The 11,837-nt window shown below is 71.9% G+C and carries 8 protein-coding genes; all 8 read right to left on the bottom strand.

Annotated features, from left to right (window positions below):
* Nucleotides 1–23: 23 nt before the first annotated feature.
* The 8 genes from BMX78_RS14910 to BMX78_RS14875 are packed head-to-tail and all read right to left on the bottom strand — an operon-like array spanning nt 24 to nt 11,825.
* On the bottom strand, nt 24–2,591 hold the full coding sequence (locus BMX78_RS14910; protein ID WP_091420679.1) for a DUF6519 domain-containing protein: 2,568 nt from the start codon (nt 2,589–2,591) through the stop codon (nt 24–26).
* Between the two features lies 1 nt (nt 2,592).
* Nucleotides 2,593–4,683, bottom strand: coding sequence for a phage tail protein (locus BMX78_RS14905; protein WP_091420677.1), 2,091 nt, complete (start codon nt 4,681–4,683; stop codon nt 2,593–2,595).
* Nucleotides 4,680–7,100: a baseplate J/gp47 family protein gene (locus BMX78_RS14900; protein ID WP_091420673.1), complete on the bottom strand. Its 2,421-nt coding sequence runs from the start codon at nt 7,098–7,100 to the stop codon at nt 4,680–4,682. Before BMX78_RS14900 ends, BMX78_RS14905 begins: the two co-directional genes overlap by 4 nt.
* Nucleotides 7,097–9,616 carry a baseplate J/gp47 family protein gene (locus BMX78_RS14895; protein WP_139204972.1) on the bottom strand — a complete coding sequence of 840 codons (2,520 nt, stop codon included), beginning with the start codon at nt 9,614–9,616 and terminating at the stop codon, nt 7,097–7,099. The genes BMX78_RS14900 and BMX78_RS14895 overlap by 4 nt, the downstream gene beginning before the upstream one ends.
* Complete coding sequence (locus BMX78_RS14890; RefSeq protein ID WP_091420664.1) at nt 9,613–9,996, bottom strand: GPW/gp25 family protein; 384 nt, start codon at nt 9,994–9,996, stop codon at nt 9,613–9,615. The genes BMX78_RS14895 and BMX78_RS14890 overlap by 4 nt, the downstream gene beginning before the upstream one ends.
* The gene (locus BMX78_RS14885; RefSeq protein WP_211482579.1) at nt 9,993–10,325 is read right to left on the bottom strand and encodes a hypothetical protein; all 333 of its coding nucleotides are present in this window, start codon (nt 10,323–10,325) and stop codon (nt 9,993–9,995) included. Before BMX78_RS14885 ends, BMX78_RS14890 begins: the two co-directional genes overlap by 4 nt.
* 1 nt (nt 10,326) lies before the next feature.
* Entirely contained in the window at nt 10,327–10,809 is a 483-nt protein-coding gene (locus BMX78_RS14880; RefSeq protein WP_091420662.1) for a phage baseplate assembly protein V, read from the bottom strand.
* Complete coding sequence (locus tag BMX78_RS14875; RefSeq protein ID WP_170850833.1) at nt 10,806–11,825, bottom strand: phage late control D family protein; 1,020 nt, start codon at nt 11,823–11,825, stop codon at nt 10,806–10,808. The genes BMX78_RS14880 and BMX78_RS14875 overlap by 4 nt, the downstream gene beginning before the upstream one ends.
* Between the last annotated feature and the right edge of the window lie 12 nt (nt 11,826–11,837).

Below are 11,837 nucleotides of genomic sequence, written 5' to 3'. Positions count from 1 at the left end.
TATCTCGAGAGTAGACCTAGTGCTCAGGGAACGCAACGCTCCGTGGTCACCGTTGCAGGCACGCTCACGGCTTGCGCTCCGTCGAGGTTGAGCACATCGCTGATGTGCCTGACCATCCGCGGCCGGTTCCCCGAGCGCGTGGTGTCACGGACCAGGACCCCAAACCGGAAGTCGCCGGTCAGGTCGAGTCCACGCACTTGGAGGAAGGGGCCGATCAGACCCCATACACGGACGGCATCCACTGAGGTCCCTTCAGTGGAGCCCCCGGTTCTGGCTAGGTTCGCGCGGTTATCAACAATAGTAAGGCTGTTCACGTTCCCGACGTAGATAGCGTGACGCTGCCGCATCCAAAAGTAGGGAACGCGACAGCCCACAACGTTGCCGCTGATGATGACACGCTCTGCCGTCGCATGCTCCGGGCCCTCCTCGTGGAGTCCCACGTGTATGGCTTGGAGGGTGTCCAGAACCGTGTTGCCTTCGATCCTCACGAGCCCCGCGCGGGAGCCTCCCACAACGATGCCTTGGCCAATAGCCCGGATGTCCCTGACAGATGCCCGGAGAAAGCGGGTGCTCGAAGCGCCGGCCGTGACCTCGTGCGGTTCAACGAGGCTCGCGACGGCAAAGTGTTCCAGCGCCTCCCGGAGGGAGCGTTCGCGTTCTAGCCCACCGGTCGACATCGCCCGGCCCCAGGCGGCTATGAAACGGCGAATGTTTGTTGGGCCGCTAACACGCAGTTTCGTCCCGTCGAGCATGACAATCTCCTCCCCCTCCTCACCTCCCTCGGCATGAAGGTGCTGTGCGAGGAACCGTCCGAGCTCCCTGGCTACACTCCGGTCGACCGGTTCCCTTTCCCGCGCGCCGCGCGGTCCCAGCATGATGTCGTTGTCGACGACGGTCGAGACCCGTGCCGACGTGATGAGCACCCCGACCTGACGGGCGCCGATCTCCAGACGGTTGCCCCTGATCTCCACCCATCCCGGCTCGGTGCGGCCCTCGGCGGTAACGTAGATGCCGGATTGTGCCCGCCCGCCGCTGTCGGGGCACCGAACCTGGCAGTCCCGCACACGGACCCGGCTTCCGCCAAGGAAGGTGAGGGCACCGAGCAGGTGTCTCTCGCCCGGGGGCGAGGGCTTGCTGGGTACGGCCGATTCAGCCCGCAGGTGGGTGACCTCGATGTCGTCGCACTCCTTTGCGACTAGCACGGCCTCATGCCGATCGGCCACGAGTATTGTGGCAGGGCCCACGCCGGCGATTACGATCCGCCGCTTGCCGCTGATCGTCAGCGGGGTGCGGACGGGATACGTCCCGGCAGCCAGGCAAAGCTTTCCGCCGTCAACGGGAAGGGCGTCGAGCGCTGCCTGCAGGTCGTCGCCCGGGAATGCAACGACCGTGCAGGTCCCGCCCCGGATGTCGACGAGGTGAGGAAACGTGCGGCGGCAGTCGGTGAGAACCGTCATGGTCGTCAGATCGACCACGGCGAGCGGTGCGCTTGCATGCACGACGCCATCTGGCGGTGCAGCGGTCCGCGTCTCGACGGCGTCGGAGGCAGAGCCGCGCACCCGCACCCCCCACCAATCCCCAGCCATATAGGTCCCGGGTCGCGCCGTGAACGCGATGCCGACATCGGCGGCGCCGAGGGTCACCGTTATGCCACTGGCAGCCCCGACGGTCTGCCCGTCCCAGCGACGCAGGCACGTCCCCGGAGGATCGCCCGTCACGGGGCTCGGGGTCGCCAGAGTCACCAGGTCCCCACCGGCCTGGGGCGTGACCGCGGCAACAGTGTGCAGGGCGCCGTGGTTGCGGCGGTCGGCGCGGCGGGCCAGCGTCGATACCTCCGCGAGTTCACCGGGCCGGAAGGCGACGGACGCCGAGGGGACCAAAGTCACTGCCGTGCCTGCGACAGAGGCAGCGACGGCATCCCCGCCGCCGGCGTAGGACCAAGCGAAGCGTGCAGTGAGCTCAGACCCGCCGTCGATCACCTCAATACGCAGTAGGCCGTCGGGCAGCTTGCTACGCGGGTCGTCCGGAGGTGCACACGGATCTGTACTCACCGGTCCCGACGTCCGTGTTACATCCAGCGTCCCGGTGCTGATGGAAGCAGGGAGTGTGCCCGACCCGCACTCTGCCGAGGCGGCAGGGACGATCCGTACACGCCATCCCACTCGGGTACGGGTAGTGGTGTCCACTCCGTCCAGGGCGGGGTCGAGCAGCTCGGGGTCCTCGGCGGCCTGCACGCCTTCGTCGAAGGCATCGAGGTAGACGAGCGCGAGCCCGGTGGCTGGCAGGGGCGGGACCTCGGGCTGGGTGCCGTAGGCGAGGTCGGCGGAGTTGCGCGCCGCGAGGCCGCCGATCCACATCAGCCCCGGCCGGACGGTCAGCACCCCGGCGACGACGTCGACCCGGAAGGCGCTGCTGCCCTGCGGGACCCCGGCGAAGCCGATCGTGTCCCGGGCCAGGCCGCGGGTCTCCCGCGCCGCGCCGTCGATCGTGAGGTTCCAGTCAGTGTCCAGGAGCACACGGCCTTGCTGCATGCGTGCCGCGGTCCATCGGTCCTCGGGTCGCAGCGGAACGCTGGTAAAGTCGCCTGTCATCTCAGTCCTCCGGGTGGGCGAGGCTGAGGTGCGGGTGCACCGTCAGCGGGGTCATTTCGGGCAGCCGTTGCCCCAAGCGCAGGGTAAGTGGTCCGCGGCGGGCGTGGTGGTAGGCGCCGATCTCGCCGCCGTCCCCGGCGCCGGTGAGCAGGGCGGGTACGGGGACGGTCCCTGGTCCGTCCAGCACGGGTGCCCAGTAACCGGCGGAGTCAACGCCGACGCCGCCCATCCGGGGCAGCGGCCCCGACAAGCAGCCGTAGCCGGGCGGGTGCGCCTGCGGGTCGTCGGCGGGCCCGAGGTGGCAATGGCGGACGCAGCCGGAGGACGTTACCGTCGTCCGCAGCCCGGCGGTGAACAGACAGTCGTTGACCCACACCTGGCCCGCTCCGACCGGGCCGACGAACGTCACACCCCGCGCGACGATGTCGGGCGGGAAGCGGTCGACGGCCGCGAGGGCCACTCCGCCCGGGGTCCCGCCCGGGGCACCTCCGCAGGGCATCGCGGCGGCGCCCAAACCGTCGACGACGCAGTCGGTGAGCTCGAGTGGGAACGCAGAGAGGTCCGCCCGCATGGGCCCCAGCAGACACCGTGTGGCTGTCACGCGGGTCGTCCATGCGGTCGGGTCCACCACGACGCTGCCGCCGCTGGTCGCGTCGAGGGTCAGCCCGACAAGGTCCACGCGGCTCATGGCCGCCCCGATGCGCAGGTCGCCGTCCAGGAAGAACCCGGCGAGCTCGACCTGCACGCCGGTCAGCCGCAGGTCGAGGTCCCCCACGACCACTGGCGTCGCGCCCACCGGGGCGACTACCCGCCACCGTGTCAGCGCGGGAGCGCCGGTGACGGGCGCAGCCGGGGAGGGCAGCCGGTCGCTGGTCAGCAGGCGGATCTCGACCTGGGGCACGTCTGGTTCGCTCGTGCTGGTAGTCGCGGCGGCGGCGGCGCTGAAGGCTGCGGTGAGAGTGGCCACAACGGTCTGCCCCGGCGGGCGGGGTGCGCCCGACGGATCCACGACGACCACCACGCCGACGTCGTCGCGCAGCTGGGCCGTGCTCGCTGCGGGGCCTAGGCGTCCTGGCGCCGCCCGGTAGAACGTCGCACGCAGGGTGCCGGTCACGTCGGCCGCAGGCACAAGGACGCCGCGTGCCGGGTCGATGAGCACCTGGCCGGCCGCGGGGACCGGGGCTCCGACCGAGGGCAGCCCGGTCAGGCCGATCCGGTTCCAAGGCACGGGCGTTCCACCCGCCGTGACCCGCAGCAGCGCGGGCCCCTCGGCCGGACTGTCGGCGGCGAGCGGATGGTCCGCAGCAAGGGTCCAGACGGGCCCGTAGCTGACGTCGCCAAAGGCATCGATGACCCGCCACGTGGCCCGTACCGGCAGGGTCCCGGGTGGGCGCGGACCGCGCGGTTCCGGCGGGACATCCGGGGGCCGCTCGTCCTCGGCGTCGCTCGCGATCCGCAGAGGGCGGGGTCGCAGGTACAGCGGCGCGGAGATCCCGAGCGGGTGCAGAGCAAACCGTCCCCCACCCAGCGGTGCGGCCTCGACGTCCTCATAGCCGAGTACATGCCAGGGGTAGACATGGGCGGTGACCGCCGCCGGGTGGAAGGGGCCCCCCGGGGTCACGCTGTGCCGCGCCGGGTCCAGCCCGGCGCCGACGAGCAAGTGCTCTCCGCGGCGCAAGTCCAGCGAGGCGGTGCGGCGCACGGGGTGGCGCAGCTGCTGGGCCCACAGGGTCTTGGTCCAGCCCTCAACGACCTGAGCCGGCCATCCCGTGACAACCTCGGCGAAGTCCTCGAGGGCAGCCGGGGTGCCCTTGCGGCGGCGCAGGGCGGTCGCGTATGCGATCTCACGTCGGTCCGCATCCGCGGGCAGACCCAGGAGCGCAGCGAGGTAGGGCAGGGCCCACTCGGCGGCGCTGTCGGGGAACGCGTCATCCAGCAGGGAGTCGACGTCGGCCGCGAGCAGCAACCACTGCTTCTCGAGGGCGGCGAGCAAGGCGAGGACCGGAGGGGTGTCGTCCTCCGGCGGCCACGTCTGCAGGACGGCGGGTGGAAGCATGCGTAAGAAGCGCTGGGAGGGCAGGTCCGGGCTCATGCGACCACCACCTTCACCGTACCGACGCTCAGCACCTCGTAGCGGGCCGCCGGTGTCCGGCCGATCTCCGCATCCCCGGTCGAGGCCGCCCGCAGCCCCTGGCCGACGACAAGGGCCGTGACACCCAGGACGCCGGGCACCCGGTGGACCACGGCCATCACGTCGCTCGCGTCGAGCGGGAGGCCCATCGCCCGCGGTCGAGCCGCCAAGTGTCCGGCGGGATCCGTCAGGGCAGCCTCGACGGCGGAGCGGACCACCGCCGGGTCGCGGGTAGCATCGACCGCCATTGTCACGGTCAGCGGGACGGGGCTCGCGACGCCTTGGGCGACGCACAGCGGGACCGTGGTGTCTCTGCGGGCGTCGAGGTAGCCGGCCAGTGATGTGAGCTCGGCGGGCGCTGGCGCCCGCACCCCCGTCGTCGTCAGGCGCAGCGAGGCGACGTGAAGGCCGATGCGGCCGCACGGGCAGCCGACTGGTCCGGGGCCGCGCCACGCGGCGGCGTGGCTCGTCCCTGGGACGGTCATTGCCAGGTCCGCCAGGTCGGTGGCCGAAACCACGCGGTCCAGGGCCCGTATGCGCGCGGCCGCTGCCTGACGCATCCGGTACGGCTCCTCCTGGTCGGCAGCGCCGGTGGTGCGCCCGACGCCGGAGACTTTGCGCACGCCCTTGACGCTGCCGAGCAGCGTATCAATCCGGGTGGCGTCGAGCTCACCTGCGAGCCCACCGCCGACGCGCCACCGGGCTGTCACGTCACCACGCGGAGCGGCACCGACCACGCCGTCGCCGAACTGCAGGACCATACGCCCGTCGGCGGCCAGGCGTGCGGTGAACACCTGCTCACCCGCGCCCCGCGCGTATAGGCTGCTGACCTCCTCGAAGGCGACGCCGCTGACACGCACGCTGAGGCTGTTCCTGACCTCACCGGAGGGGCTCACGTCGCCGGTCACCGGGCCGGCGACCACGGTGGTCTGCCCGTCCAGGGTCAGCGGCCCGGTGCTAGTCGTGCCGTGCCGCACCTGAACGAGGTTGGCCGTCGCCGCCGCCGTCGTCGCGGTGCCGGTAAAAGGCGTGCCGAGCACTAGGAGCATCCCGCCGGTGTCGGAGGGAGTGTCCTCGGCGTCGAGCGAGCACGTAGCCAGCTCCCACCCAGCCGTGGTGTGCACGGCGACGCGCTCAGGCACGACGGCGGGGCGCGGGTGTACGCGCAGCCGCTGCACCCCGGCGGCGAGCGGGGGCAGCTCGTAATGCTGCGCCACGACGCGGTCGTCGACCAAGGCGACCTGCACGTTCTCGTTCACCAGGGTGGAAGGCAACCCGGCAGCGAGGGTGATCCGACCCACCTGGTTCTTGGTGCCCGGTGCGACCGACCAGCTCAGGACGTCGACCGCGCTCACCGTGGTGACGTGCGCGCTCGAAGCGCCCCAGACGACGATTCCGACGCCTGGGGTCACGGCGCTCGCGTCGGTGACGAGCAGCTGGGTGACCGTAACCGGTGACTGCTCGCCGGAGTAGGTCACCGGGGCGGCTGCGGCGGCGCCGGCCGGCGTCACGTAGGAGAGCTTCTTCAGCCGGTGGGCGAGGGTGAGTGTCGTGCGGACGCGGTAGGCGGCGTAGGTCGTCGAGGCCGAGGAAGCCAGCAGGGTTCTGAGATCGCGGTCGGTGGTCAGCAGGAACGCGCCGAGGTCGTCCTCCCGCTTCCTGACCTGGACCATGCCGCGCACGGTCCGGCCCGCCGTCGCACCCGCGGTGACCACTCTGATCCACTGCAGCCAGGCCCACCACACGGTCGGCATCGTCACGTAGGTGACCGGGGTCTCCGCCACGAGCAGCACCCGGTCTCCGGTGGCGAAGCCTGGGTCGGCGAGTACACGCAGCGAGCGGCCCGTTGGTGCGGTCGGCTGCGGGACCGCGGTAACGGTAAGGGTCGCCCAGTCCGCCCGGAGCAGGGTGTCGCCGACGGTCTCGAAGGTCTGGGCGTCCTCGGTCGCGGTCCCCGGTGCTTGGACCCGTGTCCCGGCAGGCACCAGCGGGCTCGCGTGGGCGTCGGTGAGGAACCGGACCCATCCCCGCGACGCAGCCCGCTGCGCCGGGCGGTGACCGAGGAGGTCCGTGGTGCGACGCAGGTCGGTCCAGTCCTGGGCCGTGCCGAGGTAGCGTTCGCCGGCGGTCAGCTCGGTGTACGCGGCGACCGAGTCCGCGACGCGGGACCAGAGCTCGGCGACCGTCACGACCGCGGGGTCGCCCGCGACGTCGAGGCGGGAGCCGAGCGTCGGTCCTGTGCCGGCACGATCCTCGGCCATCGCGGCGAGCAGCGCGTCACGCAGGTCGTGGCGGTCCGCCAGACGACGGCTCAGACGCGAGAGCCCGGGGGGCGGGTCTGGCCGCGGGACGAGGGGCCGGGGCTCGGGGACGCTCATCGTCCACCGTCGATGCTCAGCTCGATACGTCCGCGGTCCGGCGCCGCTGGGTCGTCGTTGCACACTGGGAGCTCTGCTGGTCCCATAACCAGGACCGGTTCGTTGGTGCCAGGCGGGTCGGTCAGGCGCCGGGCCTCGGTGACCCGGACCGCGTCCACGCCAGGCACCGCGGCGACCTTCGCCACCACGGCGGACGTGTGCAGCGCGGTGCCCAGGGACAGGGAAGCCGGATCGAAGACTGCGTCCGGCCGACCCGGACGCAGCCCCGCCAGAATACGCAGCCGGGTCGTCGCCGTATCGGCAGACGGAGTGAGGCAGACGGTCAGGGCGACGAGCAGGCCCACGGGGGTGGCCGGCAACGCCACCGTCTCCGTCCCGGCCATCCGGACAGCGTCGAGAACCCGGCCCGCGGCCTGCGTCACGGCCGCCTCGTCGCCTTCGACCACCGGCTCCACTGCGACTAGCCCGACGGGCCAGGAGCCGGACCACGAACGCCGGCCCGCGGCCATGGCGACGCCGGGAGCCTGAACCGCGAAGGAAGGCAGTTCTCCCACCAGCACGGCGCGCCGGGGGACAGCGGCGTAGGCCTCCGGTGCGTCCCGGCGGACGGTGTCGAGCGACATCGCGGGGAGACCGCCGCCACCCGGGGTGAGGTTGCGTGCCGTGACTCGCGGATCGGCCTCCTGCCAATTGCACGGCTGCCCGACCGGGGTCGAGGTCCGCACTAGACGGGTCAGGGTGTTGGCCGCGATCATCCCGGACGGGCCGGAACCCACCTGATACCGCACCGTGATCGAGCTCTGGCTCGGCGGGACGAGGCCAAGCGCACCCGTACGGAAGCGCAGGCGGGGCGGTTCGTCGTCGTCGTGGTCGACCACGACACTGAAGCCCTCGAGGGGGGCCCGCAGCAGGCTCGTCACGCGCAGGGCCGGCACTACGATGCCGTTTGGCAGCGCGACCCGCGTGTCTAGCTGCCACGGCCGCCCGCCCGGCGTGCAGGACAAGCCGGCGGCCGATGCCGCGACCAGATGGTAGTCGCCCACCTTCGTTGTCGCCGGGTCGGGACGGCTCCCGGTGAGCGGCTCGAACGGCGCGACAGCCTCGGCGCCGTCGACGCACAGGCCGTGGTGCGCGGGCAACAGGCCGAGGCGGGCGACCCCGATCCGGGGTGTGCCCCCCGAGGTGTGGACGCTGACCGGGACCGGACGGCGTAGGGCGTCCACACGGTCCCAGAACACGCGGACGAGCGGGAGGCCTGGGGAGAGCGGGTCGGTGAGCGGCACGACCCGGGTCACCCGGACGATCTGCGCGGGGTGGCTGGCGAGCGGGATGCGGGTCTGGCCTCCTGACCCGTCCGAAGGTGGCCAGAGGGTGAGCCGCCGCGCCCAGGCCTCATGGGCGCCGGGTAGTCCAGGGGCCACCACCTCGAAGGCCAGGAGCGAGCCGACCGGGAGCCAGGTGGTCAGTGCGACGCCCTCGCCCGGTCTTGGCCGGACCAGCACGGCGCTCGTGGCCCCGGCGGTCAGTACTGCATCCGCCTCGGTCCAGTCGTATAGGGCGACCTCGCCGTGGGAGGAACGCACCGTCCTCGGGGCGGGGGTCTCTAGGGTGAAGTGGGCAGCGTCCGGGGCCTTGGCGGGGTCACCGGCGGCGTCGGTGGCTGTGTCGCCCGGCTCGATCACGAAGGTCGCGTCCCCCGGTCCGGCATTGTGGTGCGCGACGTGCACCTGGACGACGGTCGCGGCGCTCGTCGCCGGCGGGACGGCGAAGTCGACCAGACGGGCGTGCCGGGTGACCGAGGAACGTCGGCGCGCGGTCGGTAGCCAGGACTCGGTGGCGAGCCGGTCCTGACGGTAGGCGAGCAAGTCGCCCATGTGGGCCATAAGCTCGACGAGGGTGGCCGTGAGGTCCGCCGGGGACTCGTCCGCGCCGGGAGACAGGGCGCGGAGCCGTTCGAGCAGCATCGTATGCAGCCCGGCGTAATCCCGCGCCAGAGTGTCGTAGTCGGGCGCGGCCAGCGGTGCGGGCTGCGGCGGGACGGTTACGCAGTCCGGGGCGTCCCCGCACTCGGGGCGCAGCCGTACGGGGATGTAGCGCCGCAGCGGGTCGAGCGCGAGGCCCAGAGCATTCAGGCCGACAGGGTCGACCCCGATGCGATATGGGGCCCGGGCGGGCAGCGCGGCGCCGACGGCTGCGACTGGCAGTTCCAGATGAGCCGGCACGGGGTTGCCGTCGGGGTCGGTCCCCGCCGCGACGATGGTCCCTGCCCCCGTGAGGGTCACCTCCGGTCCGCCCGGCCCGCCGTCCAGGCTCCAGAGCGCTGCCGCCGTCATCCCCGCGGGCGGGTCGCCGTAGAGCCAGACCGAGATCGTCCGCACTGCCCCCACCGCCGTCCCGGACGCGACGCGCAGGCCGACGACGCTGGCGGGTGCGGCGAACAGGGCCCGCGGACGCAACACCGCAGCTGCCTGCGGCTGGTGCGGCAATGTCCACGCGTCGTGCGGTCCGGTGCTCACAGTGCCGCCGCCGGGAGGGTGAGGGTGACTGTCCGGGTCTCACCGGCGGGCTTGGGTCGGTAGACCACCAGCGCGGAGAGGGTCGAGTCGGTGACCTCCACCTCGACGTCGACGACATCGAGCCGGTCTCCAAGGGCGTCCATGAGGCTTCCGCGGGCTCGCGCCCGCACGGTTGCCGCGAGGCCGGGGGAGAGGGGCTGGAAGAGCGTCGAGGCACCCAAGCCGGCCCCGAATCCCGGCCGGTGCACCCGCTCATTCGGTTCAGTGAGGAGCACGATGCGGACGAGGTCGTCGAGGTGCTCGAGGGCCGAGCGCGTGCTGAGGCGCCGCCCCGTGACCACGGCCCAGGGCTGTCCGGCATGGCGCCGCGGCGCGGTCATTTCGCCGTCACCTTGGACTGGACGGTGCTGATCTGCAGGCTGCCTTGCGGGGATGAGGCCGCGCTCATGCAGAGCCCGGTGCTGGTTTCGAGCAGGACGGCGGTGCCGCCTGCGGTCACCCGCGTCGCGGGCCCCTGCCACTGCACCGTCGTGCACGGGCTCGGCGTGTTCCCGATCATGAACGAGCAGCCGGTGATCGTCGTGGTGTCGGTCGCGACCAGCGCCGAAGACCCGTCGATTGTGACCGCCCTCTGGCTCGCCGTGAACGAGGCCTGCCCCCCATGCGGGCAGCTCGCCACGGTCGCTGTGGTCAGGACCTTCCCGGACATCTCAGCTCACCTTCAGGGCGCCGTCGTTGATGTTCACCGATGTGCCCTCCATCTTCAGCGTGGCGCCCTGCCCGTTGTCGATCGTGATCCCGTTGCCGTCGAGGGTGATCACAGGACCCTCTGAGCAGGTGATTGTCAGGGCGGTCTGATCGTCGGAGAGCTCGAGCCGGTGGCCTCCGGGGGTCAGGACGATGACGGTGTCGGGACCCGCGCCCTCGACGCCCTCGCCCGCCGCGTATGTCGCCCCGGACCAGACCGGTGGCGCGGAGAGGTCGCCTCGCGGCCACTGCACGAGCACGGTCGCGCCGACAGGCGGCACCATGGCGAATCCGCAGCCGGCGCCGGCGTAGGGCAGCGACGGTGTGCACCACCCGGTTGCCCCGGAGAGCACCTCGGGGACCTCGGCCTTGATCCGACACTTGCCCTCGGGGTCGTCGTTGTCGGTGACGACCCCGGTGTACAGCCCGACGTGGCCCTCGCTCACAGGCTCACCCCCGCGGCTGCGGCCAGGGCGCCGACTCCGCCGGCGGCGGGGTCGCCAAGCGCATTGCGGGTAAGGCTGAGCGCCTGCGTGTGTCCTCCGGGCGTCACCGTGTGTCGGACAGAGCGCACCAGCCACGGCCCGTCGAGGATCTCGCCTAGCCCGGCCACCCTCACGGTGCGCCGGGCACGGACCAGCGGTGCGTCGGGTGCCGTGAGGGTCACGGTGAGGGTCGCGCCGAACGCGCTGCGCTCTGCCATCGCGATCGCCGTCGTCCGGGCGTCCACGACAGACATACCCGCCGAGGTGTTCGTTCGGACGAGCGTCACGCCACCCAGTGACCGCGACCCCATCGCCTGGCCCATCCCGTTGTCGTTCGCGACGTCAACGTCCGCGGTGCCGGGGACGCTACGGGTTACATGCACCTCCTGGCCGGTGAGCAGCTGCACCGAAGCCCCTACCCTGCCGCCCTGCTCGCCGTAGCCGAGAGTTATGCGTACCTGCGGTGCGGCGGTCACGTCGATCTTGCGGAACATCCCGGTGGGCACCCCCTCGACGGACTCGACATAGACGTCGAAGCCGTTGCGGCCCGCCAGGCCCTTGAGGAACGCCCAGTCCGTGGCGTCTTGCTGCGGCGAGTAGGTCTCCGAATCGGCACCCGACGGGGTGCTGTCGACCTGAGCCGGCAGGCCGTGGTCACCGAAGATCGTCCGCGCGATCGTCGAGTCCGTAGTGTCCTGCCAGAGTTTCTGGACGTCGCGCCGGTCGAGCTCGACCGAGCGGTCCATGCCCTCGACCGTGAGGGTCGAGACGCCGCCGGGGACGAAGGACCAGCTTGCGGCGACGCTGCGGGCGTCGACCGAGAAGCTCCGACCGCCCCGGTAGATCTCCACGCCGAATCGCGCGGCCGGGGCGACGAGCGAGTCCAGCGGGCTGTTCCACGTGCTGCGCATGCCGGTAGCCATGGTAACCACCACGCTGACCTTCGACTGGCCACCCAGGGCCTCCTCGAGGGTCACGCTCTGCACACG

The organism is Arthrobacter sp. OV608 (assembly GCA_900110595.1).
In the GTDB taxonomy this organism is placed as follows: domain Bacteria; phylum Actinomycetota; class Actinomycetes; order Actinomycetales; family Micrococcaceae; genus Arthrobacter.
Note: the sequence above shows the minus strand (reverse complement) of the source record. Positions and strands in the feature narration are given on the sequence as shown.

Bases quoted from the DNA above. Each gene is read 5' to 3' on its own strand.
- BMX78_RS14910 (WP_091420679.1), bottom strand. From the start codon at position 2,591: ATGACAGGCGACTTTACCAGCGTTCCGCTGCGACCCGAGGACCGATGG.
- BMX78_RS14905 (WP_091420677.1), bottom strand. From the start codon at position 4,683: ATGAGCCCGGACCTGCCCTCCCAGCGCTTCTTACGCATGCTTCCACCC.
- BMX78_RS14900 (WP_091420673.1), bottom strand. From the start codon at position 7,100: ATGAGCGTCCCCGAGCCCCGGCCCCTCGTCCCGCGGCCAGACCCGCCC.
- BMX78_RS14890 (WP_091420664.1), bottom strand. From the start codon at position 9,996: ATGACCGCGCCGCGGCGCCATGCCGGACAGCCCTGGGCCGTGGTCACG.
- BMX78_RS14885 (WP_211482579.1), bottom strand. From the start codon at position 10,325: ATGTCCGGGAAGGTCCTGACCACAGCGACCGTGGCGAGCTGCCCGCAT.